The organism is Corynebacterium kroppenstedtii (assembly GCF_016894245.1).
Taxonomy (GTDB): domain Bacteria; phylum Actinomycetota; class Actinomycetes; order Mycobacteriales; family Mycobacteriaceae; genus Corynebacterium.
Map to the genome: position 1 here is coordinate 1749061 of NZ_CP069792.1, position 16688 is coordinate 1765748.

The 16688-nt window shown below is 56.9% G+C and carries 13 protein-coding genes and 1 pseudogene; 11 read left to right on the forward strand and 3 right to left on the reverse strand.

Annotated elements, in window-relative coordinates:
• Nucleotides 1–147: 147 nt before the first annotated feature.
• Nucleotides 148–1014: a diacylglycerol/lipid kinase family protein gene (locus I6J23_RS07580; RefSeq protein ID WP_204581537.1), complete on the forward strand. Its 867-nt coding sequence runs from the start codon at nucleotides 148–150 to the stop codon at nucleotides 1012–1014.
• A gap of 192 nt (nucleotides 1015–1206) precedes the next feature.
• A pseudogene (locus I6J23_RS07585) lies at nucleotides 1207–2433 on the forward strand (Nramp family divalent metal transporter); the annotation flags it as partial.
• Between the two features lie 6 nt (nucleotides 2434–2439).
• Here the strand turns inward: I6J23_RS07585 and I6J23_RS07590 are convergent.
• Nucleotides 2440–3192, reverse strand: a complete 753-nt coding sequence (locus I6J23_RS07590; RefSeq protein ID WP_204581538.1) for an IclR family transcriptional regulator — start codon at nucleotides 3190–3192, stop codon at nucleotides 2440–2442.
• 145 nt (nucleotides 3193–3337) lie between these two features.
• Between I6J23_RS07590 and leuC the strand changes: the two genes are divergently transcribed.
• Both leuC and leuD read left to right on the forward strand, forming a co-directional pair.
• Nucleotides 3338–4840, forward strand: a complete 1503-nt coding sequence (gene leuC, locus I6J23_RS07595; RefSeq protein ID WP_204582990.1) for a 3-isopropylmalate dehydratase large subunit — start codon at nucleotides 3338–3340, stop codon at nucleotides 4838–4840.
• Nucleotides 4841–4938: 98 nt separating this feature from the next.
• The gene (gene leuD, locus I6J23_RS07600; protein WP_046202478.1) at nucleotides 4939–5526 is read left to right on the forward strand and encodes a 3-isopropylmalate dehydratase small subunit; all 588 of its coding nucleotides are present in this window, start codon (nucleotides 4939–4941) and stop codon (nucleotides 5524–5526) included.
• Between the two features lie 41 nt (nucleotides 5527–5567).
• Here the strand turns inward: leuD and I6J23_RS07605 are convergent, their stop codons facing one another.
• Nucleotides 5568–6677: an NUDIX hydrolase gene (locus tag I6J23_RS07605; protein ID WP_204581539.1), complete on the reverse strand. Its 1110-nt coding sequence runs from the start codon at nucleotides 6675–6677 to the stop codon at nucleotides 5568–5570.
• Between the two features lie 247 nt (nucleotides 6678–6924).
• On the opposite strand from I6J23_RS07605, the gene I6J23_RS07610 reads away from it, so the two are divergent.
• Both I6J23_RS07610 and I6J23_RS07615 read left to right on the forward strand, forming a co-directional pair.
• A complete protein-coding gene (locus tag I6J23_RS07610; RefSeq protein ID WP_204582991.1) occupies nucleotides 6925–7923 on the forward strand; it encodes an NAD(P)H-dependent glycerol-3-phosphate dehydrogenase in 999 nt (332 codons plus the stop codon).
• Between the two features lie 179 nt (nucleotides 7924–8102).
• Nucleotides 8103–9179: a D-alanine--D-alanine ligase family protein gene (locus I6J23_RS07615; protein WP_204582992.1), complete on the forward strand. Its 1077-nt coding sequence runs from the start codon at nucleotides 8103–8105 to the stop codon at nucleotides 9177–9179.
• A gap of 36 nt (nucleotides 9180–9215) precedes the next feature.
• On the opposite strand, the gene I6J23_RS07620 is transcribed toward I6J23_RS07615, so the two are convergent.
• On the reverse strand, nucleotides 9216–10301 hold the full coding sequence (locus tag I6J23_RS07620) for a DUF3515 domain-containing protein (protein WP_204581540.1): 1086 nt from the start codon (nucleotides 10299–10301) through the stop codon (nucleotides 9216–9218).
• 134 nt (nucleotides 10302–10435) lie between these two features.
• Here I6J23_RS07620 and I6J23_RS07625 point away from each other — a divergent pair, with 134 nt between their 5' ends.
• The 5 genes from I6J23_RS07625 to I6J23_RS07645 all read left to right on the forward strand — a co-directional run bounded on the left by I6J23_RS07625 (nucleotide 10436) and on the right by I6J23_RS07645 (nucleotide 16626).
• A complete protein-coding gene (locus I6J23_RS07625; RefSeq protein ID WP_204581541.1) occupies nucleotides 10436–11419 on the forward strand; it encodes a thiamine-phosphate kinase in 984 nt (327 codons plus the stop codon).
• Between the two features lie 49 nt (nucleotides 11420–11468).
• The gene (locus I6J23_RS07630) at nucleotides 11469–12143 is read left to right on the forward strand and encodes a uracil-DNA glycosylase (RefSeq protein ID WP_204581542.1); all 675 of its coding nucleotides are present in this window, start codon (nucleotides 11469–11471) and stop codon (nucleotides 12141–12143) included.
• Nucleotides 12140–13987 carry a DAK2 domain-containing protein gene (locus I6J23_RS07635; protein WP_204581543.1) on the forward strand — a complete coding sequence of 616 codons (1848 nt, stop codon included), beginning with the start codon at nucleotides 12140–12142 and terminating at the stop codon, nucleotides 13985–13987. Before I6J23_RS07630 ends, I6J23_RS07635 begins: the two co-directional genes overlap by 4 nt.
• Before the next feature lie 2 nt (nucleotides 13988–13989).
• Complete coding sequence (locus I6J23_RS07640; protein ID WP_204581544.1) at nucleotides 13990–16341, forward strand: ATP-dependent DNA helicase RecG; 2352 nt, start codon at nucleotides 13990–13992, stop codon at nucleotides 16339–16341.
• A gap of 75 nt (nucleotides 16342–16416) precedes the next feature.
• Nucleotides 16417–16626 carry an acetyl-CoA carboxylase biotin carboxyl carrier protein subunit gene (locus tag I6J23_RS07645; protein WP_204582993.1) on the forward strand — a complete coding sequence of 70 codons (210 nt, stop codon included), beginning with the start codon at nucleotides 16417–16419 and terminating at the stop codon, nucleotides 16624–16626.
• Nucleotides 16627–16688 lie beyond the last annotated feature (62 nt).

The following is a 16688-nucleotide window of genomic DNA, read 5'->3' on the forward strand; positions in this document are numbered from 1 at the left end:
TCGATCATGGGGCAACTGTAGTTCTGTTAAGCCTACCTATGGGTTGTTGTTCTCGCCCACCCTTTGGGAAGATCTACTATTGGTGAAGCCTCATGCCGGCGCGATGTATGGCCGGAATATTCTCAAAACGACGACGACAGAAAAGACATGACACCAGTAACAATCCTCTTTAATCCCCACTCGACGGGTGATAGTGAAACACGCGCACGACGGTTGGCTGATCAGCTGGAGGGACTCTTTGAGGTCACTGTCGTAGCCACGAAATATCCGGGTCATGCCGAGAAGTTAGCCACTCAGATCACCAAAGAATCCGAGAATATTCATGTTATCGCTTGCTCCAGCGGTGACGGAACGTATAACGAAGTAGTCAATGGCGTTATGCGTTATCCCCACGACCACATTCGCACTGCTATCTTGCCGAGCGGTAATGCAAACGATCATTATCACGCACTGACTAATGGTAAGACATTAGCGCATCGCATTATTACCAGTGATTATACGGACATCGATGTCCTTAAATTGGTTAGTACTGGAAAAGATAATCTTGAGCGTTATGCGCATTCCTATATCGGGTTCGGTCTGACTCCTCATATCGGAGAAAAACTCACTGAGGCGCATTTGACCAAGTGGAATCAGGGTTGGATTGTCCTCAGGAACCTCTTCTCAGTGAAGCCTGTGAAAATCATTCACGAAGGCCACCAGGAAAAATTCGATAATTTAGTGTTTGCCAATGTCCCCAGGATGAGCAAAGTTATCAAAATTAGTGACCACACTTCGCTAACAAACGGGAAATTCGACGTGGTTAAGCATAAAAGCCTGACGCTTGCCATGCTTGTCGGCTACCTTTTCCGCGCAAGTACACTGGGTCTCCACAACACCGACCGGGAGAAACGGTGGCACTTCATCTTGGAAAAAGACTCCCAAGTCCAATTGGATGGTGAGGTCATGCACTTGTCCAAATACGATGAGATCACGATCTCTGTTGTTCCTCACACGTTGGCGTGTGCCGCATGAGGAAACGTAGGTGAGGCCATTCACGAGTGTCTGCTTATTACGACGGCGCCATGCCGAACCGATAAGCTGAAGCTCTCACGGAAGGAGTAGGTTACGTCAGAATCACAGCAGGCTGTTGCGACGACTTCACTCGATTCTCACAGCGGACGTCGACCGTCCGGTAATCCAGCTTCAGGTTCGTCCGACTCCGGGTCACAGCCATCGGCATCTCCGTCATCTAAGCGGCTTATCAGTCTGCTGGGACCTGCCTTCATCGCAGCTATTGCATACGTGGACCCCGGTAACGTCGCGGCGAACATCTCCTCCGGTGCAACCTACGGGTATCTCTTGGTCTGGGTGCTCGCGGCCGCAAACCTGATGGCGATGATCGTTCAATATCAAGCTGCGAAGCTCGGAATTGTCACAGGAAAGAGTCTTCCCCAACTGTTAGGCCAGCGACTGTCTCGACCATGGAGAATTGCGTATTGGCTGCAAGCGGAAATTGTGGCAGCAGCTACTGACCTCGCGGAGATCATCGGGGGTGCAGTGGCACTGCATTTATTGTTCGGGGTATCCCCGTTGACCGGTGGGATCATTGTGGGGGCCGTGTCGATGGCTCTGCTGTTAACGCAGGGGACGGCTCAAAAGGTCTTCGAGCGGGTTATCATAGTCATGCTAGTCATTATCACCTTTGGTTTTCTTGCGGGTTTGTTTTTTGCACCTCCCAATATTCGAGGAATCGCCGGTGGATTAGTTCCCCGCTTTGAAGGGAGCAATAGCGTAATTCTCGCTGCCTCCATGTTGGGGGCAACGGTGATGCCTCACGTTATTTACTTACATTCGTCATTAGTTATTCACCGGCATGGTGCCGGCCACGATGATCCCCACGTTATTCGTCGGTTATTAAAAGCGACCCGCATCGACATTATTATCGCGCTCGGTATCGCGGGGCTAGTGAATATCGGGCTCCTCTTGCTGGCCGCATCCGCCTTAAGTGGCCGACACGGAACTGACACCATCGAAGGTGCTCATTCAGCTCTAAGCAGCGCATTAGGACCTGCGATAGGCGTCATTTTTGCCATCGGACTCTTGTTTTCCGGGCTCGCCTCGACATCCGTCGGCGCATATGCGGGCTCCGAAGTGATGAAGGGAATGCTTCATTTCCAAGTCAAACTGTGGATACGACGTGCAATTACTCTGATTCCAGCACTCCTCATCATTGCATTTCATATTGATGCCACATACGCGCTTGTTATTTCACAAGTTGTCTTAAGTGTAGGTATTCCGTTTGCCCTCATTCCGTTGCAAATAGTGACGGGCGGGAAAGTAATGGGACAGTACCGAGATAAAGCGCTGAAATGGATAGGAGCAATTATCTCGGCGCTCATTATTAGTCTTAACATCGTGCTTATTGTGATGACGGTTCGAGGACAAGCCTGAGAATTTTCACTGCAACGACTGGTTAATCCTATTGGCTGCCTCTCGAATAAGGTTTCCATACAGCTGTTGAGGTGACGGTCGCAATCGTTCCACCGGGCCTGAAATAGACAAGGCCGCAACGACGCCCTGATTCGCGCGGATTGGCGTCGATACGCTGGCTAGACTCGGGTCACGCTCGCCGATCGATTCAGCGACGCCCGTCGTTCGTATCTCCGCAAGGTCATCTTCTGTAAAGGCGGCATCGGGAATAACGGCTTGAATCAATTCATCCGGTGCCCAGGCCATCAACACTCGCGCGGCTGAACCGCGAAGCAGCGACATGCGTGCGCCGACGGGGACCGTATTCTGTAGTCCGCTCGCCGGTTCGATGGACGCGATGCATGTGCGGACATTGCCCGTGAGGCGGTAAATCTGGACGGATTCGTTGGTTTTTTCCATGAGGCTGCGCATGACCGTCATTCCGGCCTGGATAATTCGGTCCGAGCTGGCCGGGGATAATTCAGACAGCCCTGGTCCCGCGCTCCACCGGCCATCTTTATCGCGTTCGAGTAATCGGTGAACGTGTAATGCAGTAAGCAATCGATGTGCTGTTGCGCGGGGCAACCCGGTTGATGAGCATACTTCGCTCAGATTCATGGGGCGGGCAGTAGCTGTGCGCAGGATGAGTAAGGATCGATCAAGAACTTTGATCCCACTATCGGGGTTGAAGGTCGGCGGATTGTCATCGAGTTCGTCCTCAAAGTCGCTTAATTTTCCCATACTTTGATACTATCATTCTGCATAGTGAGACGCTCGGGCGTCGGAACGGCAGCCGACACGACGGAAGGATTGGAGAATGACGAACTCCACCACACACACAACCTCCGCAACCACCGGAGCCTCTACCACTCGCACACCATCGACGATGCTCTCGGACTCTGCTGAGGACGACCACAAGGACCGCCCGCGCACGATGGCGGAGAAAGTATGGGAAAACCATATTGTCTCACGCGGGGATAATGGGGACCCTGACCTCATCTACATTGACCTGCACCTGGTCCACGAAGTGACCTCGCCCCAGGCGTTCGACGGCCTCCGCATGGCGGGCCGACCGGTTCGCCAGCCTGACCTCACCATCGCCACCGAGGATCACAATGTCCCCACCATTGGGGTCAAGACCGGCGACGTAGCAGAGATTAAAGACATCACGTCGCGCACACAGGTCTCGACGCTACGGAAAAACGCCGAAGAATTCGGCGTCAAGCTCTTCCCAATGGGGAACCGCGAACAAGGCATTGTTCACGTCGTCGGGCCACAATTGGGGCTGACTCAACCGGGGATGACGGTGGTGTGCGGGGATTCCCACACCGCAACCCACGGAGCTTTCGGCGCTATCGCGTTTGGAATCGGAACCTCCGAAGTAGAGCATGTGATGGCGACGCAGACGCTGCCCCTCAAGCCATTCAAAACAATGGCGGTTAATGTCGACGGGGCCCTTCCTGAAGGAACGACGGGCAAGGACATCATCTTGGCTGTTATTGCGAAGATCGGAACCGGAGGCGGTCAAGGACACATCATTGAGTACCGCGGCGAAGCGATCCGCCAATTGTCGATGGAAGCCCGGATGACGGTGTGCAATATGTCGATTGAAGCGGGCGCGAGGGCCGGAATGATTGCCCCCGACGAGACGACGTTCAACTACATCAAGGGCCGCCCGCACGCTCCGAAGGATTGGGACGGTGCCGTCGAATATTGGAAATCGTTGAGGACCGACGACGACGCTGAATTCGACACCGTCGTTAACCTCGATGCCAGCGACATCACGCCGTTCGTTACGTGGGGAACAAACCCCGGCCAGGGCATTGCACTCGGGGAACCCGTTCCGGGGCCCGAAGATTCTACCGACGCAGAAGAAGCGTCGGCGTGTGAGAAAGCCCTGAAGTACATGGATCTCACCCCTGGGATTTCCATGCGCGACGTTCCCATTGACGTCGTTTTCGTTGGATCGTGTACGAACGGCCGCATTGAAGACATGCGCGCGGCAGCGTCCGTCGTGAAGGGTCGGAGAGTTGCCGACGGGGTCCGCATGCTGGTGGTGCCGGGATCCGCGCGCGTGAAGCAGCAAGCTGAGGAAGAAGGCCTGGACGCCATTTTCACCGAAGCCGGTGCCGAGTGGCGTCTGCCCGGGTGCTCGATGTGCCTGGGGATGAACCCTGACCAGCTTTCACCAGGTCAGCGTTGTGCGTCGACGTCGAACCGTAACTTTGAAGGCCGCCAAGGGCGGGGTGGACGGACGCACCTCGTGAGCCCCTATGTAGCCGCAGCTACTGCTGTCCAAGGTCGTTTTGCGTCGCCAGCAGATCTCAGTTCAGTAGGTAGCGCACACAGTGAGACGGCGTCACCGCAGAGCACTGCAACGAGTGCATAGAGCGGAGTAGCGGAAAGAACGCCGCGCACGCGCGCATAGAAAAACGCGCATAGGAAAACGCACACACCACGAACAACGCCACACAGGAAGGGTCGGTTATGGAGCAATTCATTAGCCACACTGGGGTGGGAGTTCCACTCCGGCGCTCCAACGTCGATACAGATCAGATAATTCCCGCCGTGTACCTGAAGCGGGTCACGCGGACCGGATTCGAGGATGGATTATTCGCGCGATGGCGGGAAGATCCTGATTTCGTCCTCAACCAGGACACGTACAAGAACGGGTCGATTCTTGTTGCCGGGCCAGATTTCGGTACCGGATCCTCCCGTGAACACGCGGCCTGGGCCCTGATGGATTATGGGTTCCGCGTCGTTATATCTGCGCGGTTTGCCGATATTTTCCGCGGCAACGCCGGCAAGAATGGGCTTGTTGCCGCGCAAATGACTGAAGAAGATATCGAGTTGATCTGGAAACTTCTGGATGAACAACCGGGCCGTACCATGACCGTCGACCTCGAAGAACGCACAGTCACGGTCGGCGATGCGGTGTTCGGGTTCGATATCGATGACCACACGCGGTGGCGGTTGATGGAGGGCCTCGACGACATTGCGCTGACGCTGCGCAATGAAGACGCCATCACGCAATACGAAAAGTCGCGCTCGCCGTTTATGCCGACGACGATTTAAGTGCCCAGCGTCCGGGGGCCGGCAACCAGCGTCCATCGCCGCTATTTAATTGGCAGCGGGCTGGCAAGATAGTCCGCGCCGGATAGTTGACCGTCGGAGAAGGTCAGCACCCATGCGCTGCCTTTCTTACATGGTATGTCATCGATCGACGCGTTCCCTTGTGACGACAACCAGGCAATGATCTCCGGAATCGCTTTTCCTTGGCTGACGATTGCGGAAACCCCGCCATGCGTAATGATGTCCGAAATCCGACGCTTCGCATCGGCCGTGTGCGCGGCCCAGCCCTTGTCGCCGAACAGCTCGTCGATAGTAATGTGCAGCCCCGATGTCTGGGACAGCGGCTCAGCCGTGGTTTGACAGCGGATCGGATCTGCCGAATACAACCGGGTGATTCCAAACCCCGCCAACTCGCGGGGCAACATGTCTGCCTGACGGCGGCCTTTCCGGTCAAGAGGCCGGAGATTATCATTACCGCCCCACCCCTCGCGCGGATGGGCATGAGCATGACGGATAAGAATGATCCGGGACGTGGGGGAGAGGACAATGTCGCGGGCCGCCTTCTCAAGGATCTCTGCGTCTACCTCGTATGTCGTGCGCTTCGTCGCCTCCTCCAAAGGCAGCCACACCAGCTGATCAACTTCGTCATTATCCTCGAAGGAACCACCAATCCACTCGGCCGTCCAGTAATACACCACCTTCGTCCTACTCTTAACCGGATACGTCACCCGGCCAAGAAGTTTCCCCAGCGTGACGTCGTAACCGGTTTCCTCTTTGATCTCTCGAATAGCCGTCATGGGGAGTGTCTCGCCAGGATCCAGCTTCCCCTTCGCCAGCGACCAATCGTCGTACCGTGGACGGTGGATCAGGAGCACCTCGATGTCATCCATAGTCACCGTGCTAGCCGACGAATGATGTGGCGACTCGTCAGCGGCACGTGGAGAAGAATCCGCTCCGTGCCGGCGTCGCCATACGACGGCACCGGCGGCCAGCGTAATTTTGCCCAGTTCCCGGGCGGGGTGGCGGGCGATACCCTGCACGCAGCCATCCGCGTTGGACCCGTGCTTCGTGTTTTTGCCACTTTCCTGTGATCCAGGCAGAGGAGCGTCGGCAAGAGTGGCATGGTGTGAGTGGGATGAATGTTTCTTCGACATAGTGATGTGTATCCTCCCGGGGATTCTGTGGAGTGAATCTACGTCAACGATAAGCGAGGAACTCATGCAATGGTGAGAGGTTAATCCGCGCGAGCCCGAATAGGGGCGGTTAGGCTGGATTCAAAGAAGAGTCGACGCACGCACCACAAACCGAAACAGATCACAGGCAGTGCGGTGACGCACGGCGGTGGGGAAGCGCACAGTACCCCCACGATGGTGCACATGACGTAGGGAAGGATGGTCCGTGATGGTTGCAGTAGCAGTAATGGGCGCAGGGTCATGGGGAACCACGATGGCGAAAGTATTTGCTGATGCTGGAAATACTGTCAGATTGTGGGCCCGGCGCGACGAGGTAGCTGATGACATCCAATCGAAGCGGCGCAATCCACGCTACCTCCCCGGCGTTGTTATCCCGGAAGCTGTGACTGCGACGAGTGATCCCCGCGTGGCCTTGGCTGGCGCGGACATCGTTGTCCTGGGTGTTCCGTCCCATGCTGTTCGAGACAGCCTGACATACTGGAAGGGGTTCCTTCCCGATGAGGCGCTGATCGTATCGCTTCCGAAGGGCCTAGAGCGCGACACGGCCCGCCGGATGAGTGAAGTCATCGCGGAAGCATCTGGACGACCTCCGGAGAAGATCGCGGTCCTGTCCGGTCCTAATTTAGCTAAGGAAGTAGCGGATGAGCAGCCTGCGGCCACGGTGGTGGCCTGTGCCGATCACGGCAGCGCCAAACGGGTTCAAGAGGCGTGTACGACGGCCTATTTTCGCCCGTACACCAACACGGATGTCATCGGCTGTGAAATCGGGGGAGTTGCAAAGAATGTGATTGCCTTAGCGGCGGGAATGGCCGCGGGGCAGCAGCTGGGCTTCAACACCGCGGCGACGATTATCACGCGCGGGCTTGCTGAGACAGTACGTCTTGGTACCGCACTGGGTGCTAACCCTGCAACGTTTTCCGGGCTGGCCGGGTTAGGGGATTTAGTAGCAACCTGTAATTCACCACTGTCTCGAAATAGGACTTTTGGGGAGCATCTCAGTCAGGGAATGAGCCTCGAAGAAGCCCAAGAAGCTTGTCATGGCCAGGTCGCGGAGGGGGTCAACGCATGCCGAGCAATCCAGGCGCTGGCACGGGCTCATAGTGTCGACGTTCCTATTGCGGATGCCGTGGTCTCCGTATGCTTCGACGGCGCCACTGTGAAAGAAAGCATTATGAACCTGATGGAGCGCGATACCAAAGCGGAGTAGTACCGCGACAATGCATAGTGCCGCTACACTTAGTCCCCGTGACTACATCTGAACCTTCATCTGACTCGTCGGCGGACACCACATCGCTGTCGGCATCGCCCCTGGTTACTTCGACTCAATCAGGCTCCGGGGTTGGCGGGGAGCGCGACGAGAACAGCAGCCGTAGTGAGCACAGTCGCATTCGCGTCGCCGTCGTCTATGGTGGGCGTAGTTCTGAGCATTCCATTTCTTGTGTGTCGGCGGGCGCTGTCATCTCTCACCTCGACCCCGACCGCTACCAGGTGGTCCCGATCGGCATCACGAGAGATGGCCGCTGGGTAGTGGGCTCCTCGGACCCGAAAGAGTTGTCCATTCGTGATCGGCACCTGCCGGAAGTGAAGGCTAACACCAGTTTGTCGTTGTCACTCGATCCGCAGCACGCCGGTCGCTTTGTCTATGCAGATGGTGACAACGTTGGTCAGGTATTTGCGGACGTAGATGTCATTTTCCCTGTTCTCCACGGGCGATTCGGTGAAGACGGTACCGTCCAAGGGCTCTTTGATATGGCCTCCGTCCCCTACGTCGGCGCAGGTGTATTGGCGTCAGCGGCGTCGATGGACAAGGAGTTCACGAAGAAACTGGCCGCGGCGGAAGGGCTCCCCATCGGCCGTGACGTCGTCCTTCGTGAGACGCGTTCTTTGACCGAGGAAGAAAAGAATCTTCTGGGCCTGCCGGTGTTTGTGAAGCCTGCGCGAGGCGGATCGTCCATCGGCATTTCCAAGGTTGACCAGTGGGATGAACTTGACGACGCTCTCGCTCTGGCGCGTCAGCATGATTCCAAGGTCATTGTGGAGTCCATGATTGTGGGCACGGAAGTGGAGTGCGGTGTTATTCAGCGGCCAGATGGTTCAGTCGAAGCATCCCTTCCCGCTCAACTCGAGGACACCGAATCGGGCGACGAAGGGTTTTACGGGTTTGACACCAAGTACCTGGATAACGTCATCACAGCCCAGATACCCCCGCACTTTGACGACGACACCATCCGCCACATCCGCGAACTTGCTGTGGAAACATTCCACGCACTGGATTGTGAAGGCCTGGCCCGCGTTGATTTCTTCGTGACTGATCGTGGTCCGGTGTTGAACGAGATCAATACCATGCCGGGGTTCACGCCAATCTCGATGTATCCTCAAATGTTCGGGGCGATGGGGATTGAGTATCCCGATCTCTTGGATCTCCTTATCCAACGCGCCATAGTGGCTCACCCAGGGGCCTAACCGCAGAATGTTAGCTATGTGGCTCCATCTCCTGGTTTAGACCCCAGATTTTTCCATATTTTTGCTGATTGCATTGGACAACGTTGTAATGACGGTGTTCCCCGACGACGCCGGCATTGAAAGAGCAACGATATCGCTGTACCCCAGGGCATACCAGACGTTATCCGTTGTCCCTGCGGAAGAATCGTTCTGGGACGAGTTGTCGGCGGTCGGGGCCTCGGCTGAGGGATTCTCCGCCGTGGAGTGGTTCCCGGGAGTTCCGTCATTGAACCACGGGACATCATTAATTTGTTGTAGCTGAGCGCCAGGACGGTAACTCGCTGGTTGCTGCACTCCGCACCTCACGACGACGGGATCGCGGCGCAGTGCTGTCCACGCGGCCATTCCGTCAGGAAGGTCATTGCCCAGCGCGTCCTTTGTCGTCCGGGTCAACGTGCCGAAGTGGTCGGGGAGCGCGTCGAGGACACTGCGACATTGCTTGTCTGCAGCTGCCTCCTCCGCGACGGGGAGGGTAGATAGCGGCGTCTGAGCAGGATGGGCTGTTGCTGATGCGGCCGACACCGGGTTGTGGTGGAGCGCTTCAGATAGATCGCTTAAATCTTGTGCCACATCCTCGGACCCAGTGACGGCAACCTCTTGGGCGCGCCCGAGCGTGTACCACGTTACGGAATCCGTGACGGGTTTATCTCCGCCGTGGGCATCGGCAATCCCCAACCAGCGAATACTGTCCGAGTGGCCACCGGATTTATCGGTGCCGTGCTCTTCCGTCGTCGATAGTGCTGTGTAGGAATCGGGTGCCTGAACCCCGCAACGCAGTGTTATTCGTTTCTCGCCGTTGATCCAGACAGCGGCACCGTCAGGGGAGGGTTGTGTTAGTGATACTCGACCATAAGAGCCGACGTGGTCGGGGAGGTTATCGATAAGGCTGGTGCATTCATGTGAGGATGCGCCGGGTGCGTCGATGGCGTTGAGAGTGACTGGCTGGTGCTCAGCGTGGTCATATGCAATTCGGGCAGCAATGATGACGCCGATGACTAATCCGACGGCTAAGACGAGGGAAATGATCGTCCCCGGGCCCGTGAGTCGTTGGTTTTCGTCTGTCGTCGGCTGGTCATCAGACATAATTTCTCAGTGTAGCGGTGTTAGCTCGCTGCTCGGTTGCCAGTAGCTGTTCTGGAGGCGCTCGGTGCGTCAACGACTGATTTTTACGGAATCAATTATCATCATGTCTTTAGTCGCAGCGAGATGAGAGAGCAATGGGACAACCTATACACAGCCTTGGTGAGCGGGGCGTGATCGACGCCATCCGTTCAGCCGCTCCTTCCGATATGAACGGCGATGATGCAGCCGTCCTCTCTCCGTCATCTTTTGCGTCAAAAACGGTGTGTAGCACGGATCTTCTGGTAGAGGGCCAGCATTTTCGGAGTGATTGGTCGACGCCCTATGACGTGGGTCGCCGTGCGGTGGTGCAAAACTTTGCCGATATAGAAGCGATGGGTGCGCGCCCGGTTGCTCTGCTTTTAGGAGTTGCTGCGCCGCCAGAGCTGGATAGTGACGTTCTCACAGGTATTGCCCGGGGTATTGCCGACGAAGCCGGTCGGTGGCCTGCGGAACTGGTTGGGGGAGACGTGGTGACCAGTGAGCGGTTGACGCTCAGCATTACTGCGATCGGCGAGCTGGCAGGACCAGCCCCGGCCTTATCTCTATCAGGCGCTCATCCAGGACAAACGCTCATAGCTAGTGGTCGGCTGGGATATTCAGCGGCGGGCTGGGCGTTGCTTGAGCGTTTCGGTTCGCCCGATGCTATTCCGCAGTCCCCGCACCTTCAGACACTGGTTGAGGCTTTCCGTGTCCCCTCTCTGGCTCGGGCGCGAGGCACGGTAGCACGGTCAACGGGAGCAACAGCGATGACTGATAATTCAGACGGGTTAGTTGTTGATCTTTCGACGATGGCTCGGGCCAGCCACGTCACGATCGATCTCGATAAGGACGCTATCGCGCCGGATTTGGCCGTGCGTGAAGCAGCCCGCGTGCTGGGCCGTGACCCCATGGAATGGATATGCCAGGGCGGTGAGGACCATGCTCTCCTTGCCACAACAGGTGCAGACATTCCCTCGGGCTTCCGCTTCCTCGGCCGCGTCCACAAACAGGGCGCCGAGCCTTTAACTATCGACGGGCACCCGCCGACGTTCACGTTGGGGTGGGATCCGTTCGGCGGAGAGTCGTTCGGTGGAGCGTAATACTGAAGTGTGTGGAGCCTGTTGGACCCGCGTCGCTAAAGTGTGAACCATGACCCTGCAGACACCGTTACCGATCCATGAAAGCTGGAAAGAGCCACTGGATCCCGTCACCGATCGGATCCACGAGCTAGGCGATTTTTTGCGAGAGGAAAACGCAGCGGGCCGTGGATACTTACCAGCAGGGACTGACGTGTTGCGAGCATTCACCTACCCGTTTGACCAGGTCAAGGTGTTGATTGTGGGGCAAGATCCGTATCCAACGCCTGGCCATCCGATGGGGTTAAGTTTTTCGGTTCATGCGGATGTCAAACCGATTCCTCGCAGTCTGGCTAACATTTTCCGAGAATTACAGGAGGATATCGGATGCCCGACTCCTTCCACGGGGGATCTAAGCTCGTGGTCGGAACATGGTGTTGCGTTATTTAACCGGGTTCTTACTGTGCGGCCCGGCCATTCGGGATCGCACCGTGGTAAGGGGTGGGAAGAAGTTACGGAGTGCGCGATTAAAGCTTTAGCTGAAAGGGATCGCCCCCTGGTGGCCATTTTGTGGGGGCGAGACGCACAGAATACTGCGAAATGGTTGGGGAACACCCCGACCGTCTGCTCCCCGCATCCATCGCCCCTGTCGGCGAGCCGAGGTTTTTTCGGTTCACGTCCGTTCAGCCGGGCCAATGAGTTGTTGGTCAGCCAGGGTGCGGATCCCGTCGAATGGGCACTTCCATGACGAATTCGCTGCCGGATGCAATTGACTCCACCACGCTTCAGAGGTGGGCGCGTGCCTGCGCCCATTCTCTTGCTCGGCAGAAAGAAGAGATTAATCGCCTGAATGTTTTCCCGGTGCCGGACTCTGACACCGGATCAAATATGGCATTCACGATGGCGTCGGCCGTGTCGGCATTGGATCATGCTCTTCGTGAACGGGAGATGAAAAAGAGTAGGTTGCGCGCAGGAAACGGTGCTCAGAGTGGTATGGGCTTAGCTACCGACGCGAGCTTAACTACCTCAGAAGCAGCCATCGCCCTAGCCATTGGAGCGACGAAGGGATCACGCGGAAATTCAGGTGTCGTTCTTTCCCAACTGCTTCGAGGGTTAGCTGAGTCTGCGCAAGCTGGGCCTTTGAACGGAGCCTCCGTGTGTGACGCGTTATCGAATAGCTTGCGTTTCGTGCAGGCGGCCATCGTGAATCCGGTAGAGGGGACGGTTATTACTGTATTGCGCTCCGCTGCTGCCGCAGCGACGTCGGCCGCTCGCTCGACTGACAGCGCTGGTGCGGTGGCCCACGCTGCCAGGCTTGCCGCCAGCCGGGCTCTTGAGCGCACCCCGTCGCAGCTTCCAGTTTTACGACGTGCCGGCGTTGTCGATGCCGGCGGGCGGGGGCTCGTCGTCCTGTTAGAAGAGTTAGAGCGCGTTCTCGCAACGCGGATCGCTGATAGTGTGGATGGCAGCTTTAACAACGCTGACGCTAACGCTTTCACCTCCGCACACATTGACGGAAAAACTACGTTGACCAGCGATGATGAGTTGTCGACGGGGAGCGGACAGTCGCACCTGGACGTGCCGGGCAACGCCCACGCGAACGCCATGCGAGTTTCCGCGCCGGGCATGGAGAACGATGAAACCGGCGTCGGATGTTTCAGTGCAGGGAACACTGCACCGAATTCGTCGGCTTCACAGCTTGAAGTCATGTTTTTTATTGAGAACACGGATCTTGAGGATCTACGGAAGTTCTTATCCCCCTTGGGCGATAGCTTGATTGTAGGGGCACTGACGGACCATTCCGCCCGTATCCACGTTCACACCAATCGCGCTGGTGACGTTATTTCTGGGGCTTATGAGCGTGGAGTCGTATCTGAGCTCACTGTTGAACCCCTGCACCAGGCCTCTGCGAATCGTCCGTCCGCGTTGCAGACTGCTCGGCCACGGTTACGCTCCGTTTTAGCCGTAGTACCAAGTGAGGATGCCGCAGACTTCTTTGGGCGGGCCGGGGCGGACACCGTCGTCATAGACGCGGATGCAGACGCTGCTGACCAGCATCAATACCGGGTCGTGTGCGAGACCATCGAGAAAGAAGACGTTGATGAAGTAGTACTCGTCACGAACGGCATTGTTGATCCCAATGAAGTGGATGGGCGCATGCCGAATGTTGTCGTTGTCCCGGCATCATCATTGTGCGCGGGGTTGGCAGCAATGGCGGTTCATGATCCGTCACAATCTTTCGATGCGGATGCTGCGGCCATGGTTGACGCAGCACAAGGGACAACGACGATAACCTTGAGTTATGACGACATGGGTGGCCATCACGACGACGTGGGCGGCCATCACGACGACGTGGGCGACCGCAGTGATGGGCAGCCCGCGAGCACGGAACTTTCCCCGCCCCCTGCGGCCATCCGCGCTTGGGAAACTGTATCCGAGTTACTAGAGAAAGGCGGCGAACTCGTCACCGTTATTTCTGGCGACGATCATTGGTTGCACGTGATGCAATCCCTTCCACAATCGGACGACGCGGACTATTCGTTCTTCACTATCTCGAAGTGCGGTGCAGCTGTCATGATCGGTGTGGAGTAATAGTGACGCACACGGAGCACGCTGGGGCAGCGTCGCCAGTAGGGACGAGTAAGGAGGCACACGTGCGCCCAATGATGGGGTGGGAGCCACTCGTCGTTCCCCTGCCCGATTCTCTTCCTGACTCGACGCGCGCGCAGTTAGCTTCCGTCGGAGTATCGACGGTTGCCGAGCTCATGGAATGGTTTCCGCGCCGGTATGTCGAGCCCGGGTCGACGTCGGATATGGGTGCTGTGGACGTGGGGGCCACCGTGACTTTCGTAGGGGAGATTCTCCGCGGGCACAAGATAACGACTCGTTCTCGAAAGCGCCTGTACACGGTGGTCATTTCTGATGGCACCCAAACTATCAATGCCACGTTTTTTAACGCGTTTGCTCCGGCGCGGGATTTGGTCGTCGGGACCCGGGCTATTTTCGTGGGAACAGTGTCGGAGTATCGAGGGGCGCTGCAGCTAGCGCATCCCGCATACAAAGTGATTGATTTCGCTCACGAGTGGACCTTAGATACTCAAACCCCAGATGAGCAGCCCAAACGCGGTTCGCGACCTGGTTCATCACGAAACATCATTGGTCGTGACACCGCGGCGCTGGTAACCAAGCTCCCGCTGTTGCCTATCTATCCGCTTAAAAGTGAGTCATCGCGGGCATCGGCCCGGGGTGATGATGCGGGCAGCTTGAAGACGGAGGAACGGTCAACGAAAAAAACAACGAAGCGATCCAAGCGGGGTTCGGCGCGCCCAGTCCGTGTGGATTCGTGGACCGCGTTGAACGTAATTACTACCGTCCTTGCTCATCATGATCATATTCCTGATCCTCTCCCGCGCGTGCCTACCGTTCAAGGGAAGTCCTTGCCGACACTGGATCACGCCATTCGGGCTATGCACATGCCTTCCTCGTGGGCAGATCAAGCCATGGCCCGCAAGCGTCTCGCTTTTAATGAAGCCTTGGGGCTGCAGTTGATCCTTGCTTTACGACGTCACGCTGCAGCAGACCGCCGCGCCCCGCAGTGCGCTCCTCGCAACGACGGATATCGCGCCGAGTTATTAGCCGGCCTCCCGTTCACCCTGACGGACCAACAACGCGTGGTCACGGAGGATATTGGCAACGATATCGCCGCTCCTCGACCAATGTGTCGGCTACTCCAAGGCGATGTGGGGTCGGGCAAAACCATTGTTGCCCTCATTGCCATGCTTCAGGCGGTGGATGCAGGATGCCAGGCGGCTCTCTTAGCCCCCACTGAGGTTTTGGCCGCGCAGCATGCACACTCGTTAATGGCCATGATGGCTAATGCTGGCGTTGCAGCCACGATTCGGCTGGTTACCGGTTCCATGTCGGCCTCCTCCCGCCAAGAGGCCCTCCTATCGCTCATGACTGGGGAGACGGATATCGTCGTCGGTACCCATGCGCTGCTCAGCGACAATGTTGAATTCTTCAACCTGGGGTTGGTCGTCGTCGATGAGCAACATCGTTTCGGTGTTGAGCAGCGGGATCGCCTGCGTGGCCGAGGGCGTGACACCGAGGACGGGCCACTGACCCCGCACCAGTTAGTGATGACCGCCACACCTATTCCGCGTACCGTCGCAATGACTACTTTCGGGGATCTCGATGTCTCGACCATAACTGAGCTCCCCGGCGGCAGGAAACCTATACAGAGTTCCGTCGTCCCGGAGTGGAAAAAAGGGTGGCTTGATCGCGCTTATCAGAGAATTCGGGAGGAAGTAGAAACGGGTAGGCAGGCTTATATCGTATGTCCGCGAATCCAGGGCGATGGCGGGGTGAACGACATGTACGAGAAACTCATCGATGGCCCGCTCCATGGGTTAAGGGTCGGAATGCTCCACGGTCAACTCCCTAATCCTGACAAAGAACGCATTATGGGGAAGTTTTCTCGCGGTGAATGTGACGTGTTGATCTCTACGACCGTGATCGAAGTGGGCGTCGATGTTCCTAACGCAACGCTTATGTTGATCCGCGAAGCCGAGAACTTTGGTATCTCCCAGCTTCACCAGCTTCGTGGGCGGATTGGTCGGGGGAGTTACGCATCATGGTGCCTGTTCCACACGGCTCAGCCAGAAAACAGCGATTCTTACCGACGTCTTCAGGGGGTAGCAGCCACTACCGACGGCTTTGCCCTTGCGGAATTAGACTTGGCCACCCGCAGTGAGGGAGACCTCGTCGGAGCTGATCAGTCCGGCAGATCTAGTCATATTCGCCTTCTCGACGTTGTCCACGATGAAGCGCTAATCGAGGCAGCGAAAACCGAAGCTGAGCATATCGTGCGAACGGACCCGGGACTCGCTCGACGGCTCAGCGAAGGCTATAGCAGTACTGAACGTGAGTTCTTGGGCAAAGGTTGAGTGTCGTCGTCGGGATAGGTTTCCCTGGATGAGGTGAACGCCAATCAGGTCTATATGCACGGTAAAGTGAACCGCATGGACATTTGTGCGCCTTTCGCGGGAGTTGTTCACTATCATGTCAGCCCGGGCCAACGGGTGGAGCCTGGAGAAACCCTCGCAGTTGTTGAAGCTGTGAAATTAGAAGCTCCCGTCGTGTCGCCCGTCGCCGGCACGATAGGTTCACTGGATCGCGACGATTTTTCCAACGTCGACGGTGGCGACAGGATTGTGGGGATAACGGATTAATGAGAAAGCCGTGCCCGGTGGTACACACGTCGGCACAGTCCAGGCATGAACAGGGGATGTGA

Bases quoted from the DNA above. Each gene is read 5' to 3' on its own strand.
- I6J23_RS07580 (WP_204581537.1), top strand. From the start codon at position 148: ATGACACCAGTAACAATCCTCTTTAATCCCCACTCGACGGGTGATAGT.
- I6J23_RS07590 (WP_204581538.1), bottom strand. From the start codon at position 3,192: ATGGGAAAATTAAGCGACTTTGAGGACGAACTCGATGACAATCCGCCG.
- leuC (WP_204582990.1), top strand. From the start codon at position 3,338: ATGCTCTCGGACTCTGCTGAGGACGACCACAAGGACCGCCCGCGCACG.
- leuD (WP_046202478.1), top strand. From the start codon at position 4,939: ATGGAGCAATTCATTAGCCACACTGGGGTGGGAGTTCCACTCCGGCGC.
- I6J23_RS07605 (WP_204581539.1), bottom strand. From the start codon at position 6,677: ATGTCGAAGAAACATTCATCCCACTCACACCATGCCACTCTTGCCGAC.
- I6J23_RS07610 (WP_204582991.1), top strand. From the start codon at position 6,925: ATGGTTGCAGTAGCAGTAATGGGCGCAGGGTCATGGGGAACCACGATG.
- I6J23_RS07620 (WP_204581540.1), bottom strand. From the start codon at position 10,301: ATGTCTGATGACCAGCCGACGACAGACGAAAACCAACGACTCACGGGC.
- I6J23_RS07625 (WP_204581541.1), top strand. From the start codon at position 10,436: ATGGGACAACCTATACACAGCCTTGGTGAGCGGGGCGTGATCGACGCC.
- I6J23_RS07630 (WP_204581542.1), top strand. From the start codon at position 11,469: ATGACCCTGCAGACACCGTTACCGATCCATGAAAGCTGGAAAGAGCCA.
- I6J23_RS07635 (WP_204581543.1), top strand. From the start codon at position 12,140: ATGACGAATTCGCTGCCGGATGCAATTGACTCCACCACGCTTCAGAGG.
- I6J23_RS07645 (WP_204582993.1), top strand. From the start codon at position 16,417: ATGGACATTTGTGCGCCTTTCGCGGGAGTTGTTCACTATCATGTCAGC.